The sequence below is a fragment of the Achromobacter sp. D7-1 genome (genome assembly GCF_059760445.1).
Genome location: NZ_JCBAMT010000025.1, coordinates 1 through 20,116, shown reverse-complemented (window position 1 = coordinate 20,116; position 20,116 = coordinate 1). Strand labels below are relative to the sequence as shown.

The window sequence follows — 20,116 nt, the reverse complement described above, 5'->3', positions numbered from 1 at the left end:
TCAGCTCAAACCCTGGCCCGGCCGGGAAGTCCGGCCCTGGCGGCGGCGCACGACAAACAGAGGCCGGCCCTTCACTTCGTCGAAGATCCGGGACACGTATTCGCCTACCACGCCCAGCGAAATCAGATTCACGCCGGCAAAGAACAGCACCGCCGTCACGATCGTCGTCCAGCCCGAGACCTCGTTGCCGAAGAACAGGTATTCGCCAACCAAGTAAGCCGCATAGGCCAGCGCCAGCATGGCGAAAGCCACGCCGACCAGACTGACCAGGCGCAACGGCCAGGTGGTGAAGGCGGTCAGGCCGTCCAGCGCCAGCCGGAAGAGGCGCATGCTGCCAAAACGGCTGTCGCCATGCATGCGCTCGTCGGGGGTATAGGTCAGGGCCTCGCCCTTGAAGCCGACCCAGGCGTACAGGCCCTTCATGAAACGGGTGCGTTCGGGCAAGGCAATCAAGGCGTTCACCACGCTGCGGTCCATCAGGCGGAAATCGCCGGCGTGCGCCGGCACGTCCACGCCGCGCGCGCCACTGAGCAATTTGTAGAACCAGCGCGCGCCAGCGCGCTTGGCCCAGGATTCATCGGCGCGGGTCTCGCGCACGGCGTAGACCATCTCGGCGCCAGCCGCCCAGCGCGCCAGCATCTGCTCGATCAGCGCGGGGGGGTGCTGCAGATCGGCGTCCAGGCAGATCACTGCATTGCCGGTGGCCGCTTCCAGGCCGGCGCTGATCGCGGCTTCCTTGCCGAAGTTGCGCGACAGCTGCACGTAGCGGAATCCATCGTGCTCGGTCCATTCGGCCATCAGCGCTTCCGTGCCGTCGGTACTGCCGTCGTCGGCCACGATGATTTCCCAGCTTGTGCACAGCGCCTCCAGACGGTTGCGCAGCAACGGCAGCAGCACCCGCAGGTTCTCGCATTCATTCAGGCAGGGAATGACGCAGGTCACGCAGGTGTCGTACGGTACGCTGGCCTCGGCCGCCAGCCACACCGATTCCAGGGGAAACGATTTGGTCAAGACTTGCGGGACGATGGGTTCGGACCGGAACTGGATGTGCATGGCTCTAGACTCGGATTGCAGGACTATGGCGAGCAGTATGCGCAGCGGGTCGTTGAATTTTCATAAAATGCGCCGCAGCCCGATCAGCCGGTAATCCAGGGCAAATTCTAGGAGCCCGATCCCTGAAAACAATAAAGTCCGGTGAACCTGTGTCCCCAATTTGTGAAGGCCTGTAAAGCCGGGGACCGCGCGCGCATCGGTAAAATGCGCCCGAGTTCTTGTTTTCGCAGGTTGTCATGCAATATCGAGTCCGGCCCATGCGGGCCAGCGACGTGGACGCCATCCTGGCCCTCCAGACCCTGGCCTACCCCGGTTTCCTGCTGGAAAGCGCCGGTTTCTTCCAGAACCGCCTGACGCTCGCCCCCACGCACTGCTGGGTCGCGCAAGCTTCCGCCAATCTGGACGGGTTGCTGGGCTATCTGATCTCCTATCCCTGGGACGCGGGACTGCCCCCTGCCCTGGACGTCACGCTGGCTGCGTTGCCGGCCGGTGCCGACCATTGGTTCCTGCACGACTGCGCCGTGGCGCCTTCGGCGCAAGGACTGGGCGTCGGCCAGGCGCTGCTGCGCGCCGCCGCGGCCAGCGCACACGAAGGCGGTTTGCGCTGGGCAAGCCTGGTGTCCCTGGAATCCGCCGTGGGCTATTGGCAGCGCCACGGCTATCAGCCGGTCAGCGCAGACAGCGCCGACCTGGCCGAAAAACTGGCCGGCTATGGGCCGCGCGCGCAGTACATGTCGCGCGCGTTTCCGCTCTAGCCGCCCCGGCCGCGGCGGCCTCCCGCCACGGCCTCTCCGCCCGCCCGGCTCCGCGCCGCGCGCCGCTCCCCTGCCCCCATGTACACCGCCATCGCGGCGGACGTAACATAAGCCTCAGTCCGTGTGAGGCGGCAGGGTTCAAACAGCCAGAAAGTTCACCGTGCCCTGACAGGGCGCAAAGGTACCTATGATCTCGCTTACGCCCGTTCAATCGCTGCTGGCATGCTGCCTCGTCCTGGTCATCGGACGCGTGCTCACCACCCGGATCGGCGTCCTCGCCCGCTACAGCATTCCCGACCCCATCGTGGGCGGCCTGCTGTTCGCCGTGCTGGCCTACCTGCTGTCCACCTGGGGCGGCGTTTCCGTATCGCTGGAAACCAGCATCAAGCCGACCTTGCTGCTGCTGTTCTTCGGCAGCATCGGCCTGACCGCCAACCTCAAGCTGCTGGCCAAGGGCGGCCCCAGGCTGATCGCCTTCCTGCTGGCCCTGATCCCCTTCCTGGTGCTGCAGAACGCGGTGGGGCTGGGCATGGCCTGGCTGCTGGACATGCATCCGCTGATGGGCCTGCTGGGCGGCACCATCACGCTGGTGGGCGGACACGGCACGGGCGCGGCCTATGCCACGCGCTTCGCCGACTTCAACAACATCCAGGACGTCATGGCGCTGGCGATGACCTCCGCCACCCTGGGGCTGGTGCTGGGCGGCGTGGTGGGCGGACCGGTGGCCGAATGGCTGATGCGGCGCCACAAGCTGGCCGGCAGCCTCGACCATGCGCCGGGCGACGGCCACGAGGCCCCGGACCTCATGGAAAACGCGCCTACCTCCACAGCGGGCTCCTACATCGTGTCCCTGACCGCCGCGCTGGTCTGCCTGGTGGTGGGCGGCTACCTGGCCGCGCTGGTCGAGGACGCCCCAGTCAGCCTGCCGAACTTCCTTTGGTGCCTGGCCACGGGCGTGCTGATCCGCAACGGCGGCGAACGGCTGGGCCTGAAGCTGGACGACCGCGCCACCGAGATCATCGGCACCATCTCCCTGTCGCTGTTCCTGGGCATGACCATGATGACGCTGGACCTGTCCAGCGTGGCGCGCCTGGCCGGCCCCCTGGCGATGATGCTGGTGGTGCAGACCCTGGTCTGCGCGCTGTACGCCGCCTGGGTGGTGTTCCGCATGCTCAAGCGCGACTACGAGGCCGCCATCATGTCGGCTGCGTTCTGCGGCTTCGCGCTGGGCGCCACGGCCACTGCCATCGCCAACATGCAGGCACTGACGCGGCGCCATGGCCCGGCGCCGGAAGCGTTCATCGTCGTACCGGTCACCGGCGCCTTCCTGGTCGACATCCTCAACGTGATCGTGCTGACCTCGCTGATCTCCTTGCCGTTCGTGGGGGGTATGTGACCATGTTCAAACGCCTCATCATCCTGAGCCTCTGCCTGCTGCTGGCGGCCTGCGGCCGCGCGCCGGATACCGACGCCTTGCGCGCCGACGTCGAGCACAGCCTGGCCACCGCCTATGGCGCCGGCCTGTTCCGCATCGCCGAACTCAAGCGCATGGGATCGGCCTCGGACAACAGCGCCCCCGCGGGTGAAACCCGCCGCGTGGTCTATTACGACGTCGAACTGGACCTGGGACGCAACGTCACTCTGGGCGCCTGGGACCAGCCCGGCGCCGCCGCGCTGGTCACGCTGCTGGGGGCCGGCCCGCGCAGCATCAGCGGCGTGAAATCCGGCGGCAACCAGGCCGGCGACCGCATCGTTGCGCACGCCAGCGCGATCTACCGCAAGGACGGCGACACCTGGAAACTGGTGACCCCGGCCGGCTTCAAGGCAGCCGAGGCGCCCAACCTGGACACCGGCGCGCCGCCGCCCGTCACGCGCCAGTTGCTGGACACGCTGGACCAGATCACCCATTCGGTTTCCTATAGCGCCTCCAGCACCGCGCAGCACGTGGTGCAGCAGGAGCTGGAGCGTTCGGTGGCGCGCATCAACGGCCGGCTGGCCCGCATGCAACAGGGCTACCCGCTGGCCGGCGGCCCGGACCGCGGCGAGTATGTGGCCTTCGCGCGCGCCCTGAGCGACGTGGCGCGTAAGCAGCAGATCCGCGTCTCGCCCCTGATCACTGGCGGTGGCGCCGAGAACATCGCGCTGCTGCGCAGCGGCGACGCCGTGGTCGGGCTGGCCCAGGCCGACACGGCGCGTCTCGCCTATGACGGCAAGGGGCCGTTCGCGGGCCAGGGTCCGTTCACCGGGCTGCGCGCCTTGGGCAGCCTGTATCCGGAGCTGGTCCATATCGTGGTGCGCGACGATGCCGCCCTGCGCGGCGTGCGCGACCTCAAGGGCAAGACCATCGCCCTCGGGCCGGAAGGCTCGGCGGTGCGCGCCACGCTGGAAACAGTGCTGGCCGCCCACGGCCTGCAGGCCGGCCGCGACTACAAGGTGGCCGACACACCCTTCACCGAGTCCCTGCCGGCCTTGAACTCCGGCACGGTCGACGCCGCCGCCCAGGTCATTGGCGTGCCCGCAACGCCCCTGCGCGACGCGTTGACCCAGGCGCGCCTGAAACTGCTGCCACTGGACCCCGCCGCCATCAAGACGCTGACCGCGGCCGAGGACAACGCGCTGATGCCGCTGGATATCGCCGCCGGCACCTACCCCAACCAGACCGAAGCAATCCCCACCGTGGGCATGGCGGCGCTGCTGCTCACCACCGCCGACCTGACCCGCGATGAAGCCCTGGTCATCGTGCGCGCGGTTTACGTGACCGGACAGGATCTGCTGGCCGCAGGATCGGCCCAGGGCGCCCAGGTCGGCATAGCGACCGCCCGGCGCGGGCTGACCGTGCCGCTGCACGACGGCGCCCAGGAAGGGCTGGCCAAGCTGGAACAGGCCAAACCGCAATGAAGCCGGTTGCGCTTATGATTGCGCTCCCTACCAGGAATTCCCATGAATAAATTCGATCTGCAGAAAAACCAGGCCCTGAAGCTGGCCGGCCAACTCAAGCAAGCCGCCACGCCGGACCGCTTCGGCACCGCCTCGCAAGCGCCCGACCGCCGCGAGCAGCGCAAGCTGGACCAGGCCGCCGGCCTGGTGCCCTTCCCGCTGAAGCTGTCGCAGGCGCACGCCGACAAGCTGCGCGCCCTGGCGGCCGAACGCGGCGTGTCCACCAACGACATCGTCGCCGAAGTGCTGCAGAACGCGCTGGACAAGTAAGCGCATGCACATCTGGGTCGATGCGGACGCCTGCCCCGCGGTCATCAAGGACATCCTGTTCCGCGCCGCCCAGCGCTGGCAGGTGCCGCTGACTCTGGTGGCCAACCAGATGCTTTACACCCCGCCCTCGCCGCTGATCCGCGCAGTGCAGGTGCCGCGCGGCTTCGACGTCGCCGACGCCCACATCGCCGAACGCGCGGAGCCGGGCGACCTGGTCATCACCGGCGACATCCCGCTGGCCGCGGAGGTCCTGGAAAAAGGCGCGCTGGCGCTGAACCCGCGCGGCGAGCGCTATTCGCCGGAAACCATTCGGGAACGGCTGGCGCTGCGGGACATGATGGAAGAATTGCGGGCCAGCGGCGTAGACACCGGCGGCCCGGCATCGTTCAGCCAGGCCGACCGCAAGGCCTTCGCCAACCAGCTGGACAGCCTGCTGGCGCGCACCGCGCGCAACGCGCAAAAGGGCTGAGTCCCCGGCGGCCGCGACAGGCGGTCAATAGAAGGTGATGTAGGCCTTGTAGATGATCGTGCCCAGGGCCGTGATCAGGCCTACGCCCATCAGCCCCATGCCGAGATTGCGGTCGCGCAGCCCGAAGCCGATCAGCATGAGCGCCACGCCAGCGCCGATGATGATCAACATGGTAGTGGTGTGCTCGGACATGACCTTCTCCTGTTCGCCTACGCCTGGCCCCACGGGCCAAAGCCTTTGTTATCAATGATAGTCAGGCTCGCATGCGATGCGGCTCAATCGATAAGAGTCCGCTTGCGTCAAATCAATCTAAGCGTAATGAAAGGGACGGTTCCGCGCAATGGCTGGCGTCCCATATGCAAAGCACCCCGGGCCAAAGCACTTGGGCTTGAAGGCGGGCTCGATATGTTCGACGCGCACAAAACAAAAAAGCCAACCTCGCGGCTGGCTTTTTGCTTTGCGTCTTTTTAACCTTGGGACGCCGACAACGTTGGACCTGGGGCCTGCGTTGTCTTCCAAGGGTCTTTGGTGGGTAGTACTGGGTTCGAACCAGTGACCCCTGCCGTGTGAAGGCAGTGCTCTACCACTGAGCTAACCACCCCGAAAGAGGCAAAATATTAGCACGTTTTTTTGAACGTGTGCAAGTCGCCTCGAAAAACTTTAGACGGCCGCCACCGGCGCCTCGATCTTGCGCCAGGTGCACTCCCCGCCCACGGACTTGTCCAGTGCCGCGAGGTAGGTTTCATGCTCGGCCAGTTCCGCTTCGCTGGCCTTGAGCACGGGCAGACCCGACGCGTCGAACCGGGCCAGCACGACGCCGTTGCCGCCAGCGCTGGCGCCATCGTCCACATCGATCAGCAGCGCGTCCTGGCCGCGGGTCATGGCCAGCCAGACTTCCGCCAACAGCTGCGAGTCCAGCAATGCGCCGTGCAGCGTGCGGTGGGCGTTGGAGATGCCGAAACGGTCGCACAGCGCGTCCAGCGAATTGCGCTTGCCCGGGAACAGCGAACGCGCGTGCAACAGCGAATCGGTGACCGTCTCGCAGTAGTCGGTGACCGGGCCGCGCCCGGTCTTGGCGAGTTCGGCGTTGAAGAACTTGACGTCGAATGCCGCGTTGTGCGCGATCAGCTCGGCGCCCTGGATGAACTTGACGAACTCGTCCGCGACATCGGCGAAGCGCGGCTTGTCGGACAGGAACTCCGTGGTCAGGCCGTGCACCGCCAGCGCCTCGGGGTCGCTGTCGCGGTCCGGGTTCAGGTAGATGTGCAGGTTGTTGCCGGTGCTCATCCGATTAACCATTTCCACGCAGCCGATCTCGACGATGCGATGGCCCTGGGCAGGGTCCAGTCCGGTGGTTTCAGTGTCAAAGATGATCTGGCGCATAACTTATTCCGACGCTTGGGCAGGCGCGGCGGGCTGCGCGTGCGGCGCCGGAGCGGGGTCCGGATGATGCGCTGCGCTGCCGGCCTGGCCGGGTTTCTTGCGTGCGGTGGCGATCAAGGTATAGGCCACCGGCACGACGAACAAGGTCAGTAGTGTACCCAGCATCAGCCCGCCCACCAGAACCCAGCCGATCTGCTGGCGCGATTCCGCCCCCGCGCCCGTGGACAGCGCCAGCGGCACGGTGCCCAGCACCATGGCGCCGGTCGTCATCAGGATGGGGCGCAGGCGCAGCACGCTGGCCTCGACCACGGCCTCGAACAATTCCTTGCCCTCGTCGCGCAGCTGGTTGGTGAATTCGACGATCAGGATGCCGTGCTTGGTGATCAGCCCCACCAGCGTGATCAGGCCGATCTGGCTGTAGATGGACAAGGTGCCGCCGGTCAGCCACAGCGCCAACAGCGCGCCGGTCATGGACAGCGGCACCGACAGCATGATGATGAAGGGATTGCGCCAGCTTTCGAACTGCGCGGCCAGCACCAGGTAGATGAAGGCCAGCGCCATGGCGAAGACCAGATAGATGCTGCCGGAGGAATCGCGGAACTCGCGCGACTGGCCGTCCAGGTCGGTCACGATGGTGTTGGGCAACACGTCGCGCGCCACCTGGTGCATGTGCGCCAGGACTTCGCCCAGGGCGTAGCCCGGCGCCACCGCGCCGTCGATCTTCACGGCGCGCAAGCGGTTGAAGTGGTTCAGCGACTGAGGCGACACGCCTTCATGCACGCCCAGCAGGTTGTCCAGCTGCACCATGCTGCCGTCGCGCGCCCGGACATAGATGCCGGAGATGTCGGTGGGATTGGCGCGGTCGCGCGGCGTCACCTGCACGATCACGTCGTACTGTTCGCCTTCGTCCTTGTAGCGGGTGACCTGGCGGCCGCCCAGCATCGATTCCAGGGTGCGGCCCACGGTGTCCACGTTGGCGCCCACGTCGGCCATCTTGTCGCGGTCCACCCGCACCCGCAACTCGGGCGTGTTCAAGCGCAGGTCCGTGTCCAGATTGATCAGGCCGGGATACTTGCGCAGTTCGGCCAGGAAGACTTCGGTCAGGCGCGACAGCTCGGCGTACGACGCCTGGCTCATGATGATGAACTCAACCGGCTTGGAGCGCGCCGACTGGCCCAGCGACGGCGGATTGGTCGGAAACGCCCGCACCCCGGGCAGCGAGGCGAACTGCGGCTGCAACTGCTGCGTGATGGCCTGCTGCTTGCGGCTGCGTTCTTCCCAGGGCTTCAGGCGCAGGATGGCGGTGCCGTCCGTCACCGTGGGGAAGCCTACGGTCACCTGGCTGCCGCTGGCCTCCGGAATCTCGGAATAGAACTTCTCGATGCCCAGCATGCTTTCCAGCGTGTAGGTCAGCGTGGCGCCTTCCGGCGAGCTGACGATGCCGAACACCACGCCGCGGTCCTCGATGGGCGCCAACTCGCTCTTGACCACCTTGAACAGCACGCCGCTCGCGGCCGCCACCGCCACGCCTATCACCACCACCAGCCAGCGATGGCGCAGGGAGGCCCCAAGCGCGCGCCGGTAGCCGTTGCTCATGGCATTGAGCCAGCCTTCGATCAGGTTGTACCAGCGGCTGTGGCTGCTCTGGTGGCGCAGCAGCACCGAGCACATCATGGGCGTAAGCGTCAGCGCCACGAAGCCCGACACCAGCACCGCGCCGGCCAGCGCCAGCGCGAATTCGATGAACAGCCGTCCGGTGCGGCCGGTGGCGAAGGCCAGCGGCGCGTACACGGTGACCAGGGTCATGGTCATCGCGACCACCGCGAAGCCGATCTCGCGCGAACCGCGCAGCGCGGCCTCCTTGCGCGGCATGCCCTCTTCGATGTGGCGGAAGATATTTTCCAGCACCACGATCGCGTCGTCCACCACCAGGCCGATGGCCAGCACCATGGCCAGCAGGGTCAGCGTGTTGATGGAAAAACCGAACAGGTACATCAGCGCACAGGCGCCCACCAGCGATACCGGGATGGTGACGATGGGGATGATGCTGGCGCGCAGGTTGCGCAGGAAGAAGAAGATCACCAGCACCACCAGGACGATGGCTTCGCCGATGGTGTGGAACACGGAATCGATGGAGCGCTCGATGAACACCGACGAGTCGTACGCGATGTTCAGCTTCATGCCGGCCGGCAGGTTCTCGTTGAGGCGCGCCACTTCCTCGCGCGCGGCCTTGGACAGTTCCAGCGGGTTGGCGGTGGACTGGCGCGTCACGCCGATGTTGATGGCGGGCTTGCCGTTGAATCGCGACAGCACGCGGTCGCTGGCGGCGGCAATCTCCACATTGGCCACGTCGCGCATGCGCACCGGGTAGCCTTTGACGTTGGCGACGATCACGTTCTCGAACTGCGCCGGCGTCTGCAGGTCGGTGGACGACACCACCGAGAACTCGCGGGCGCGCGATTCGATGCGGCCGGCTGGAATCTCCACGTTCTGGCTGCGCAGCGCGGCCTCCACGTCCTGCACGGTCAGGCCGTAGGCGGCGAGCTTGTCGCGGTCCACGTAGATGCGCATGGACGGCAGGCGTTCGCCGAAGACGCGCACCTCGGCCGCGCCGGGCAGCACCGACAGGCGGGTCTTGATGTAGCGGTTGATGTAGTCCGAGGTCTGGATCGCGGAATACGTACCGGACTCGACCGCGATGTAGATGATGGGCTGGGAGTCCGCCTCGACCTTGCCGATGATGGGCTCGTCGATTTCATCAGGCAGGAAGCGGCGCGCGCGCGAGACCTTGTCGCGGACTTCCGCGGCTGCGGCGTCCGGATTGCGCGACAGATTGAACTTGATGTTGATGAGGCTGCGTTCCGAGCGGCTGCGCGAGGTCATCACGTCCACGCCCTCGATGCCGGCCAGCTGGTCTTCCAGCGGCTTGGTCACCTGCGACTCGATCACCTCGGGCGAGGCGCCCTTGTAGGTGGTGTCCACCGAAACGATGGGCTCATCGATCTTTGGGTATTCGCGCACGGTCAGCCGCGAATACGAAATCAGGCCGATCAGCACGATGATCAGCGACAGGACCGATGCGAACACCGGCCGCTTGATGCAGGTTTCCGAGATACGCATTGCGCTACCGCCAGATAGGGAAAAAAGCCGGCGTCACGCGCCGTTGGCCAGAACGGTCACCGCGGCGCCGTCCGTCACCCGTTGCAGGCCCGACACCACCAGCTGATCGCCCGCCGCCACCCCGGTCAGGATCTCGACGCGGCCCTCGCGGCGCTCGCCGATGGTGACCTCGCGCCGCTCGGCCGCGCCGTTCTTGACCCGGTAGACATACTGCGTCGCGCCCGAGGGCGACAACGCGGCTTCCGGCGCGACCAGCGCCTTGTCCTGATTGAACTGCAACTGCACGCGGGCGAACATGCCCGGGCGCAGCACCGCATCCTTGTTGGCGACCGTGGCGCGCAGCAGGATGGAACGTCCACCCGCATCGACCAGCGGGCTGACCGCGTAAACCGTACCCGGCCGCTCCTGGCCGGGCAGCGCATCCATGCGCAGCGTCAACTGCTGGCCCACGCCCACCTTGCTCAAATACATTTCGGGAACGCGGAAGTCCACCTTGAGCGGATCGATCGCCTCCAGCGGCGCCAAGTCCTGGCCCTGATTGACGTAGTCGCCCACCGACACGCTGCGCAAGCCCACAATGCCGCCGAACGGCGCCGAGATCGTCATCTTGTCCAGCCGCGCCTGGGCCAGCGCCACGGCGGCTTCCTGCACCTTCAGCGTGCTGGCGGACTCGTCGCGCGCCTGCTGGCTGACGAAGCCCTTGCCCTGCAACTCCACGGAGCGCCGGTAGTGGCTTTGCGCCAGCGTCAGATTGGCGCGCGCCTGGGCCAATTCCGCGCGCGGCACGGAATCGTCCAGGCGGATCAGCACGTCACCGCGCTTGACCGGCTGGCCTTCCTTGAAATCGATGGACTGGATGCGGCCGGCCACTTCCGGGCGCAGCACCACGGATTCGTCGGAGCGCAGGCTGCCCACGGCCGAGATGCCGCGCGCGAAAGGAATCTCTTCGACGGCGGCCACTTCGACCCGGACGGGCGCGGCGCGCGTGACCAGGGGCGCTTCGACGGCGCCGGGTGGTGGACTGACGGTTCCGAAGGCGAGCCAGCGCGGCACAAAAACGCCGAGCGCGGCCCCCGCGGCCACCCCTGCCGCTACGGCGGCGAGCAGTACTGCTTTTTTCATGCGCAAATGTGGCGGTATTGCGGCGCGGGCCAGGCATGCCCCCACGCGGACTGCGCCGCAGGAACTGGAATGAGGGTTGGCACTTTAGCACCCGGATTTACATACTGGAACAATCCTGAAGCCGGATGAAAGAACTAAATCCGCCCCTGAGGGCGGATTTGAGGGTATATCCCGATGCCCTCAGCCCCGCTTGGCCGATTCCACGCCCATATTGGCCAATTGGTCGGCCCGTTCGTTGCCCGGATCGCCGGCGTGTCCGCGGACCCAGCGCCAGGACACCGTATGGCGTTGCACCTGTTCGTCCAGCAATTGCCACAGTTCGACGTTCTTGACCGGCTTCTTGTCGGCCGTCATCCAGCCGCGCCGCTTCCAGTTGGCCAGCCACTCGGTCATGCCCTTCATCACATATTGGGAGTCCGTGTGGATGATGACCGTGCACGGGCGCTTGAGCGCGCGCAGGCCCTGGATGACCGCCAGCAGTTCCATCCGGTTATTGGTGGTCTGAAGTTCGCCGCCATGCAGCGTCTTTTCGTGGCCCCCGGCGCGCATCAGCACGCCCCAGCCGCCCGGACCGGGATTGCCCTTGCAGGCGCCGTCGGTCCACATTTCCACTTTCTGCTCGTTCGCTTTGTCGTCCTGCATGGTGCTGCCTGGTATTCCTTGCTAAAAAAATCGGCTCCGCGGCGCGGAGCCATGTCCTTCAGGAGCCGTCGTCCGCCTGGCGGTTGACCACCACCGACGCAGCGCGGGCACGCTTGGGCTTGGCCTTCTTCCAGGCTGGGCCAATGATACGCATGCCGGCCACCCGCTTGACCGCCGACACCACGTAGACCGCACCGCCCAGGCTCCACCAGCGGGCGCCCGCCGACTCCAGGAAGGACCAGCGCTGCAGCCATTTTTCGCTGCGGCAGGCCGGCGCGTAGCAGCCGAAGTGGCTGGCGTCGACCTCCAGCGACAGCAGCTTGAACCAGTCCTTCAGACGCGGCAAGGACACCTGGGACGACGGCGGCTGAGGCAGCCAGGGCTCCATGCCGGGCATGCGCGTGCGCGCGCCCCACATGCTCCAGGGGTTGAAGCCCGAGATCACGACCCGCCCTTCCGGCACCAGCACGCGTTCGACCTCGCGCAGCACGTTGTGGGGTTCTTCGGCGCATTCGAAGGCGTGCGGCAGGATCAGCAGGTCCACGCTCTGGGATTCGAACGGCAGGGCCTCGGGCTCGGCCAGCACCACCCGCGACTGCCAGCTGGCCGCGCTTTCCGCGGACGGAGTCTCGGTACCCACGTAACCTTTGAAGGGCATACGGTTGGCGCGCAGCAGATTCATGTCCGCCAGGCCGACCTGCCAGGCGTAATATCCGAACACGTCCGCGACAGCCGCGTCGAACTGCGCCCGCTCCCAGGCCAGGGCGTACTGTCCCGGCGGCGTCTGGAACCATTCGGCCAGTTCTACAATCGGCGGAGTATCTTCTGCCACGTTTTATTCCTTCGAATCCCATGCAAGCCATGACCGCCCCCACAGGCGGCCGCGATCGCAACGCCGCGGTCTTGCCTCTACCCGCCTTCAACGACAACTACATCTGGGCCATCGTCCACGGCGGCGAAGCCGCTGTGGTGGATCCCGGCGATGCCGGCCCGGTGCTGCAATGGCTGGACCGGACGGGCTTGAGACTGCGCGCCATTCTACTCACGCACCATCACGGCGACCACGTGGGCGGTGTTCCGGAATTGTCCCGCATCGAGGGCATCACCGTATACGGGCCCGCGCATGAACAGCTGCCGCGCTGCGATGTGCGCCTGGCGGAAGGCGACCGCGTGGCGATCCCGGAACTGGACCTGGATCTGACCGTGCTGGACGTGCCCGGGCACACCGCCGGCCACATCGCGTACTACGGCCGGGCAGCCGGCCAGCAGCCGGTTCTGTTCTGTGGCGACACCCTGTTTGCGGGGGGCTGCGGCCGTCTTTTCGAAGGCACTCCGGCGCAAATGCATGATTCTTTAGGGAAATTTGCTGTTTTACCGCCAGATACACAGGTTTTTTGCGCACACGAGTACACTCTAGCGAACTTGCGCTGGGCCTTGGCAGTCGATCCGGCCAACCGCAGCCTGCAACAGTGGCACCAGCAGGCCCAGCAATTACGAGCAGAAGGTCTTCCCACGCTTCCGTCCACGATCGGACAGGAACGCGCGGCCAATCCGTTTTTGCGCACGCAAGAAGTTGAGGTCGTCCACGCCGCAGAGCGCTGGGCCGGCCACAGCCACGCTACGCCGGTAGAGGTTTTTGCCTCCCTTCGTAAATGGAAGAACGATTTCAAGTGACAGCCTGATGAATCTATCCCGACTCCTTCTGCCGCTCATGCTGGCAGTCCTCGCCGGTTGCGCAGGAACCAAAGCCCCCGATAGCAAGAACCTCACCACCAATTCCCAAGGGCGATACATCGCCCGCGACACGTCCCGGACGGTGGATCTGACCAACCCGCCCGCCGACGCCTGGGACCGCATCCGCCGCGGTTTCGCCATCCCCAACCTGAACACCGACCTCTCGCAGCAGTGGACCGACTATTACGCGTCCCACCCCGAGTCGGTGCAGCGCATGGCGGAACGCGCCGGCAAGTACCTGTATTTCATCGTCGACGAGATCAACCGCCGCGGCCTGCCGACCGAGCTGGCGCTGCTGCCCTTCGTCGAAAGCGCCTACAACCCGACCGCGCTGTCGCGCGCCCAGGCCTCGGGCCTGTGGCAGTTCGTGCCGGCCACGGGCCAGCATTTCAACCTGAAGCAGGACTGGTGGCGCGACGAGCGCCGCGATCCCATTGCCTCGACCAACGCGGCTCTGGACTACCTGGAAAAGCTGTTTGAAATGCAGGGCGACTGGTACCTGGCGCTGGCCTCGTACAACTGGGGCGAAGGCTCGGTGCAGCGCGCCATGGCCAAGAACGAAGCCGCCGGCCAGGGCACGGACTACCTGTCCCTGAACATGCCCGACGAAACCCGCAACTACGTGCCCAAGCTGCAGGCCATCAAGAACATCATCGCCGATCCGCAGCGCTATGCGGTGGCCCTGCCCCCGGTGGGCAACACGCCCTACTTCGTGACGGTCCAGAAGAACAGCGACATCGACCTGGAAATCGCCGCCAAGCTGGCCGAAATGCCGCTGGACGAATTCAAGGCGCTGAATCCCTCGTTCAACCGCCCCGTCATCCGCGGCGACCACGGCCCGACCCTGCTGCTGCCGGCCGACCGCGTCGAGATCTTCAACGCCAACCTGACCAACTACAAGGGCGACCTCAGCGCCTGGAAGATCTACCACTCGCGCCGTGGCGAATCCTACGCCTCGATCGCCAAGCGTTTCGGCGTGAGCGAAGCCACGCTGCGCCAGACCAACGACATCGGCTCGCGCCAGAAGTCGGCTTCCGGCCAATCCCTGCTGGTGCCGGGCGAACCCGGCACGGGCGGCGTGCAACTGGCCTCGTTGGCGCCGCCGGTGGGCGCCCTGGACTCGGCGCCGTCGGACAACAAGGCCGCCGCCCCGCGCGGCCGCGCGGCGCAAGCGCCGGCCGCCCGCGTCGCCAGCGCCCGTCCCAATGTCCGCACCCACAAGGTGCGCCAGGGCGACACGCTGTTCTCGCTGGCCAAGCAGTACGGCACCTCGGTCGACGCGCTGCGCGCGCTCAACAACATCAAGGGCAGCGCCCTGAAGGTGGGCTCGCAGCTACGCGTGCCGGGCACCAACGCCCGCGGCTGAACGCCGCCGGAACAACAAAAGGCGCGTCCTTGCGGGGCGCGCCTTTTTTATTTCAGCTTGCCTGTCTTTTTATTCTAGTACTAGAATAAAAACAATGAACCTGACCGACTCCGAGCTCTTGCTACTAGGCCTCGTCGCAGAAATGCCGCGGCACGGCTATGAACTTGAACAAGTCATCGAAACCCGGGGCATGCGTGAATGGACCCAGATCGGTTTTTCCTCGATCTATTTCGTGCTTGGAAAGTTGGAGAAAGCGGGACTGGTTTTGGCGGAAGCCCCGGCTGGAACCAAGGCGCGCAAGACGTTTTCGGCGACTGCCGCGGGCCACCAGGCGCTGCTGGAACAAACGATCTCTGCCCTTGGAGCCTATCGCCCCACGCATTCATCCCTTTTGCTGGGAATGATTCATTGGCCCGCGCTGTCGCGCGAGTCAGCGCTGGCTGCGTTGGATAACCGCCTGTCTTCGGTCATGGCAGAAGCAGAACGGCTCGAACTCATGCGCCGGCAGCGGCAGCCGATGCCTGATCACATTGAAGTCCTTTTTGACTTTTCCGCGAGCCAACTGGCTGCAGAGCGCGGGTGGATCACCACCACCCTGGATTACATGAGGAGCAAGCCATGGCCGACGAAGGAATGATCGATTTGATCCGCGACAGAGCGATGCTCAGGGCGCTCTACGCCCCCCCGGCGGGGGCTTTCAGCATGATCGATGTGCCCAAGCTGCCATTCGCAGTCTGGGATGGCGCAGGATCTCCCGAACCGTCGTCCGTCACGGCAGCGATCAAAGGCCTTTACACCGCCATTTATCCCATACGGCGCGAAGCTCGTGAACGCTTGGGAAAGGCCTTTGTCGAGCCTCCGGTGGAATTGCTCTATTGGGCAGACGATATGCGCGACTTCGCAGCAGGCCATCGCGAGAATTGGCGTTGGCGCGCGCAGATAACCTTGCCTGTGTGGGCGAATGCGGCGTGCCTTGAGGAATCCGCCGCGCAAATGCGCCACGAACTGAACGGTGCGCCAACGCCGCGCTGGGAGGCGCTGGCCGAAGGAAAGTGCGTACAGATTCTTCATGTGGGCCCAACCAATGATCTGCCCGCCATGCTTGAAAAGCTCTACGGGGAGCATCTGCCGCAAGAAGGTTTGGCGCCGTCAGGGCCGTATCACGAGATCTATCTTGATGATTGGACTCGCACCGCCCCCACGAAACGCAAGGTCATTCTCCGGCAACCCGTGAGCCTTCTGCCCAAGTAAGGCCGGACGGCGCGACCAGTCACCCTCGCCCGGCCCGCTAGCAGGGCTACGCCGCGAACTGCGCGCTCCATTGCGCCAGCTGGCCCGCCGTGACACCCACGCCGCCGCACAATATGACCGCCACCGAACGGGCGCTCTTCAGGAACTCCGAGTCGCTGTCCAGCGCCGCCACCGATGCGCCGCAGGCGGGCTCGACCAGGATGCGGTGCTCGAGCAGCACGTCTTCGCAGGCCGCCACCGCGGCGGCGTCCGATACGACGACGCTCTCGATGGGGTGCTCTTTCGCCAGTTCCAGCGCGCGGTCGCAGACCTGGCGCGCGCCCAATGAAGTCGCAATCGACCTGATCTCGGGCAACAGCACGGGCGCCCCCGCGCTCAGGGCCTGGGCGTAGGAATCCGCGCCGGTGGTCTCGGCCGCGATCACCGGCACCTCGGCCCAGCCGTTGCGCCGCAGGCCTTCGACCACGCCGCACAGCAGCCCGCCGCCACCCACCGAGCAGATGACCACGTCCGGCCGCCCGCCCTGCCGGGCCAGCTCGTCGATCATGGTCGCGTGCCCCTCCCATAGCAAGGGATCATCGAAGGGATGCAGGAACGCGTCGGCCGGCGTCATGAGTTCGAGTGCGTGGGCGTTGGCCTCCATCCAGGAGGCGCCATGCACGATGACTTCGGCGCCCTCGGAGCGGATCAGGCTCTTGGCGCGTTCCGAGGTTGTGGCAGGCACCACCACGGTCACGGGCGTGGCCAACATGCGGCCGGCGTAGGCCACCGCATAGCCGGCATTGCCGCCGGACGAAGAAATGAAGCGCCGGGCGCCGCGGGATTTGTAGATCTGGCAGGCATGGCCTATGCCGCGCGCCTTGAACGAGCCGCTGGGCTGCAGCGCCTCCATCTTCAGGCGCACGTCCTTGCCGCTGCGCAGGGAGAACGCGCGGGATGCGAGCGCCGGGGTTTCGATATGGATTGCCATGTTCTGATTTCTGAAAAAGTGAATCGGGCTGCGGCCTCACGCCGCGCTGGCCACCACGCAGCAGACGTTGCCGGGTACGACGATGCCAGGATGCCGCTTGGCGAAGACGACCCCGCTGGTCCCGTAAAGCAGTTCGACCGGCGCGCGCCGCGGATCGAAGGTCTGGTGGATGCGGCCCGCGGGCTGGCCGGCTTCGACGACCTCGCCATGCCGATGGTAAGCCTCGAACACGCCCCGCTCCGAGGCGATGACGTAGGACGTCGCGCCACTGACCTTGTACAGGGGCGCAGGCTGCGCCGCCAGCGGCTGGGCACAGGCCTGGTCCAGCACGCCCCAATGCGCCAGCACGCGCAAGGCGCCGGCGCGGCATAGCGCGAGCGCGCTGTCCGTCACGGTGCCGCGTCCGGCCATCTCGGTGCTGACGCAGGTGAGTCCCGCGGCCACCGCCGTGGCGACGCTGGTGCGCGTGTCGCCCAGCGTATCCAGCAGCACGTTGAACGGCGCGCCGAAGGCCATCACGGCGTCGATATTGCGCTGGGTCTGCTCCGCATCCTTCGACGGCTGCACCAGGGCGCTGGGAATGATGTCCAGGGACGAACCGCCGGAGTGCAGGCTCAGGAACGCGTCGCCGCGCGAGAACAGCTGGTCGCTGACGTAGGCGGCGATCTGTTCCGTGATGCTGCCGGCATGGTCGCCGGGAAACGTGCGGTTCAGGTTCTTGCCGTCCAGCGGCGACGTGCGCAGTCCGGCTTCGGCCGCCGGCGCATTGAGCGAGGGCATGACGATCAACCTGCCCTGGATACGGTCCAGCGACAGGTCGCGGATCAGTTCGCCCAGCACGATCTGCCCTTCGTACTCGTCGCCATGGTTGCCGCCTTCCAGGATGACCGTGGGCCCGTCGCCATTCGCCAGTACCGCCATGGGAATGCGCACCGTGCCCCAGGCGTCGTCGTGAGGCGACTGCGGAATATGCAGAAAGCCCGCCTGCCGGCCCGGCGCGTCGAGATCGATGTCGGTGAAGGCCGTCGCGCACTGCGGGTTGCGCGCGGGCAGGTGCGCGACCCGCCGGTCACGCAACGACGGCGAATCGCGGAAGGTGGCTTTTGTCATAGACCTTTTGGGTATACGTTATGGGATTCAATCGGAAAATATAGGTATTTTTAGCCGTCGCAACAAATACTTTTGTTGAGCATTACGTATGCCTGGGAGGCATGGCATGGAGTTGAGGCAGTTGCGTTATTTCGCGGCCGTATGCGCGGCCGGCAGTGTCGCCGGCGCGGCCAAGGCTTTGCATATCGCCCAGCCCGCGCTATCCCGCCAGATGATGGCCCTGGAAGAGGAACTCGGCGCGCAACTGCTGGTGCGGCTGCCGCGCGGCGTGGCATTGACGCGGGCCGGCGAGGCCCTGCAGGCCCAGGCGAAGCTGATGCTGGCGGGCAGCGAAGCCTTGCGGGCGCAGGTCGCGCTGGCGGCCAACGGCAAGGCCGGCTCGCTGAAGATCGGCGTCATGCCCGGCTATAGCTGGCTGCCCGGCCTGGGACGGGCGATCGCCGCCTTGTCGCGCGCCTCGCCCGATACCGACGTGATGGTGGAACCCGGCCTGTCGGCCTGGCAGCTGGATGCGATCAAGCGCCATGAATTGGACGCCGGTATCGTCGCTTGGCGCTCTCCGCTCGACAGCGAAGTAGAGGGGCTGAAAATCTATGAAGACCGCATGATCCTGGCCATGCCCGCGGCGGTGGCGCGCGGCGCGGGAAGCGTCCGCACGCTCAAGGATCTGGCCGGCCAGAAATTCATTCTGTTCCCCCGCGCCGGGTCGCCCTCGCACTATGACGCGCTGGTGCGCATCCTCAGGGCCGCTGGCATTCCGATGACCCGGCCGGCAGCCGTGGCGACTGATCTTCCCACCATTCTTGGGCTGGTGTCGGCCGGGCTGGGCTGCGCCGTCATTCCCGCCTCGTTCAGGCAGCACGGCCCCGCTGGCGTGGTCTTCAAGGAGGTCGGCGGCATAGACCTGACGTTCGATCTGGAGCTAGTCTGGCGCGCCGACCAGCGCGATCCCCTGCTCGCCAGCTTCGTGCGCCTGTTTCCGCCGCCCGGGCAACCGTCCTGAAGCGCAATCCGGGCAGATCCGACCCCGGGTTTTTCATATCGCGAAACCGCGCAAACTCCTTAAAATAGGCGGTCTCCAGAGGGAAAAAATCAAAGGATAGATATATGGGCTTTCTCGCCGGCAAGCGCATCCTGGTCACCGGGGTGCTTTCCAACCGATCCATCGCCTACGGCATCGCGCGCGCCTGTCACCAGCAAGGCGCCGAACTGGCGTTCACCTACGTGGGCGACCGCTTCAAGGACCGCGTGGGCGAATTCGCCGCCGAATTCGGCAGCAAGATCGTGCTGCCCTGCGATGTGGCCGAAGACAGCCAGATCGAAGGCGCCTTCGCCGAACTCGGCCAGCACTGGGACGGCCTGGACGGCCTGGTGCACTCCATCGGCTTCGCGCCGCGCGAAGCCATCGCCGGCAACTTCCTCGACGGCCTGTCGCGCGAAGGCTTCCGCATCGCCCACGACATCTCGGCCTACAGCTTCGCCGCCATGGCCAAGGCGGCCCTGCCGCTGATGGAAGGCCGCAACGGCTCCGTGCTGACGCTGACCTACCTGGGCGCCGAGCGCGTGGTCCCGAACTACAACACCATGGGCCTGGCCAAGGCTTCGCTGGAAGCCAGCGTGCGCTACCTGGCCACGGCGCTGGGTCCGCGCGGCATCCGCGCCAACGGCATTTCCGCCGGCCCCATCAAGACGCTGGCCGCCAGCGGCATCAAGGACTTCTCGGCCATCCTGAAGTTCGTGGAAGCCCAGGCTCCCCTGCGCCGCAACGTCACCATCGAAGACGTGGGCAACGTCGCCGCCTTCATGCTGTCGGACCTGGCCGCTGGCGTGACGGGCGAGATCACCCACGTGGACGCGGGCTTCTCGACCATCGTCCCGGGCATGGAAGACTAAGTCCCTGCGCGGCGGGGCCGACGGCCCCAGCCGCGGCAGCC

General features: G+C 66.2%; 20 protein-coding genes and 1 tRNA gene. 11 read left to right on the top strand and 10 right to left on the bottom strand.

The genetic code is table 11. The annotated features are described in order from the left end of the window. The gene (locus tag AC6LKD_RS13235; RefSeq protein WP_498116501.1) at positions 1-1,053 is read right to left on the bottom strand and encodes a glycosyltransferase family 2 protein; all 1,053 of its coding nucleotides are present in this window, start codon (positions 1,051-1,053) and stop codon (positions 1-3) included. Between the two features lie 257 nt (positions 1,054-1,310). Between AC6LKD_RS13235 and AC6LKD_RS13230 the strand changes: the two genes are divergently transcribed. From AC6LKD_RS13230 to AC6LKD_RS13210, 5 genes are all read left to right on the top strand, one after another. Next, positions 1,311-1,808: a GNAT family N-acetyltransferase gene (locus tag AC6LKD_RS13230; protein ID WP_498116518.1), complete on the top strand. Its 498-nt coding sequence runs from the start codon at positions 1,311-1,313 to the stop codon at positions 1,806-1,808. Positions 1,809-1,995: 187 nt separating this feature from the next. Then, entirely contained in the window at positions 1,996-3,204 is a 1,209-nt protein-coding gene (gene gltS / locus AC6LKD_RS13225) for a sodium/glutamate symporter (RefSeq protein WP_013391458.1), read from the top strand. Continuing rightward, positions 3,201-4,706 (top strand): TAXI family TRAP transporter solute-binding subunit, encoded by a 1,506-nt coding sequence (locus AC6LKD_RS13220; protein ID WP_498116500.1) that lies wholly within the window; start codon positions 3,201-3,203, stop codon positions 4,704-4,706. Before gltS ends, AC6LKD_RS13220 begins: the two co-directional genes overlap by 4 nt. 42 nt (positions 4,707-4,748) lie before the next feature. Next, on the top strand, positions 4,749-5,015 hold the full coding sequence (locus AC6LKD_RS13215; RefSeq protein ID WP_207470912.1) for a hypothetical protein: 267 nt from the start codon (positions 4,749-4,751) through the stop codon (positions 5,013-5,015). A 4-nt stretch (positions 5,016-5,019) separates the two neighbouring features. Then, positions 5,020-5,484: a YaiI/YqxD family protein gene (locus tag AC6LKD_RS13210; protein ID WP_492276954.1), complete on the top strand. Its 465-nt coding sequence runs from the start codon at positions 5,020-5,022 to the stop codon at positions 5,482-5,484. A 24-nt stretch (positions 5,485-5,508) separates the two neighbouring features. Here the strand turns inward: AC6LKD_RS13210 and AC6LKD_RS13205 are convergent, their stop codons facing one another. The 7 genes from AC6LKD_RS13205 to AC6LKD_RS13175 all read right to left on the bottom strand — a co-directional run bounded on the left by AC6LKD_RS13205 (position 5,509) and on the right by AC6LKD_RS13175 (position 12,583). Then, positions 5,509-5,676, bottom strand: a complete 168-nt coding sequence (locus AC6LKD_RS13205) for a hypothetical protein (protein WP_013391454.1) — start codon at positions 5,674-5,676, stop codon at positions 5,509-5,511. A 334-nt stretch (positions 5,677-6,010) separates the two neighbouring features. After that, positions 6,011-6,085 (bottom strand) — tRNA-Val (locus tag AC6LKD_RS13200). Positions 6,086-6,144: 59 nt separating this feature from the next. Continuing rightward, positions 6,145-6,867 (bottom strand): DNA polymerase III subunit epsilon, encoded by a 723-nt coding sequence (gene dnaQ / locus AC6LKD_RS13195; RefSeq protein WP_498116499.1) that lies wholly within the window; start codon positions 6,865-6,867, stop codon positions 6,145-6,147. Between the two features lie 3 nt (positions 6,868-6,870). After that, positions 6,871-9,987 carry an efflux RND transporter permease subunit gene (locus tag AC6LKD_RS13190; protein WP_498116498.1) on the bottom strand — a complete coding sequence of 1,039 codons (3,117 nt, stop codon included), beginning with the start codon at positions 9,985-9,987 and terminating at the stop codon, positions 6,871-6,873. Between the two features lie 33 nt (positions 9,988-10,020). Then, complete coding sequence (locus AC6LKD_RS13185; protein WP_013391451.1) at positions 10,021-11,109, bottom strand: efflux RND transporter periplasmic adaptor subunit; 1,089 nt, start codon at positions 11,107-11,109, stop codon at positions 10,021-10,023. Between the two features lie 180 nt (positions 11,110-11,289). Beyond that, positions 11,290-11,751: a ribonuclease HI gene (gene rnhA / locus AC6LKD_RS13180; RefSeq protein WP_207470934.1), complete on the bottom strand. Its 462-nt coding sequence runs from the start codon at positions 11,749-11,751 to the stop codon at positions 11,290-11,292. A 58-nt stretch (positions 11,752-11,809) separates the two neighbouring features. After that, positions 11,810-12,583: a class I SAM-dependent methyltransferase gene (locus AC6LKD_RS13175; protein WP_492276952.1), complete on the bottom strand. Its 774-nt coding sequence runs from the start codon at positions 12,581-12,583 to the stop codon at positions 11,810-11,812. A gap of 20 nt (positions 12,584-12,603) precedes the next feature. On the opposite strand from AC6LKD_RS13175, the gene gloB reads away from it, so the two are divergent. The 4 genes from gloB (at position 12,604) to AC6LKD_RS13155 (ending at position 16,102) form a co-directional block, all read left to right on the top strand. Beyond that, complete coding sequence (gene gloB, locus AC6LKD_RS13170) at positions 12,604-13,425, top strand: hydroxyacylglutathione hydrolase (RefSeq protein WP_013391448.1); 822 nt, start codon at positions 12,604-12,606, stop codon at positions 13,423-13,425. Between the two features lie 7 nt (positions 13,426-13,432). Then, a complete protein-coding gene (locus AC6LKD_RS13165; protein ID WP_207470950.1) occupies positions 13,433-14,851 on the top strand; it encodes a transglycosylase SLT domain-containing protein in 1,419 nt (472 codons plus the stop codon). Between the two features lie 94 nt (positions 14,852-14,945). Beyond that, complete coding sequence (locus AC6LKD_RS13160; protein WP_492276950.1) at positions 14,946-15,488, top strand: PadR family transcriptional regulator; 543 nt, start codon at positions 14,946-14,948, stop codon at positions 15,486-15,488. Further along, entirely contained in the window at positions 15,470-16,102 is a 633-nt protein-coding gene (locus tag AC6LKD_RS13155; RefSeq protein ID WP_498116497.1) for a GyrI-like domain-containing protein, read from the top strand. The genes AC6LKD_RS13160 and AC6LKD_RS13155 overlap by 19 nt, the downstream gene beginning before the upstream one ends. A gap of 46 nt (positions 16,103-16,148) precedes the next feature. Here the strand turns inward: AC6LKD_RS13155 and AC6LKD_RS13150 are convergent, their stop codons facing one another. Next, complete coding sequence (locus AC6LKD_RS13150) at positions 16,149-17,072, bottom strand: pyridoxal-phosphate dependent enzyme (RefSeq protein WP_498116496.1); 924 nt, start codon at positions 17,070-17,072, stop codon at positions 16,149-16,151. Between the two features lie 36 nt (positions 17,073-17,108). After that, entirely contained in the window at positions 17,109-18,182 is a 1,074-nt protein-coding gene (locus tag AC6LKD_RS13145; RefSeq protein ID WP_498116495.1) for a succinylglutamate desuccinylase/aspartoacylase family protein, read from the bottom strand. 106 nt (positions 18,183-18,288) lie between these two features. Between AC6LKD_RS13145 and AC6LKD_RS13140 the strand changes: the two genes are divergently transcribed. Together AC6LKD_RS13140 and fabI are read left to right on the top strand one after the other, a co-directional pair. Further along, positions 18,289-19,185, top strand: a complete 897-nt coding sequence (locus AC6LKD_RS13140; RefSeq protein ID WP_498116494.1) for a LysR family transcriptional regulator — start codon at positions 18,289-18,291, stop codon at positions 19,183-19,185. A 104-nt stretch (positions 19,186-19,289) separates the two neighbouring features. After that, positions 19,290-20,075: an enoyl-ACP reductase FabI gene (gene fabI, locus AC6LKD_RS13135; protein WP_013391441.1), complete on the top strand. Its 786-nt coding sequence runs from the start codon at positions 19,290-19,292 to the stop codon at positions 20,073-20,075. Positions 20,076-20,116: the final 41 nt, after the last annotated feature.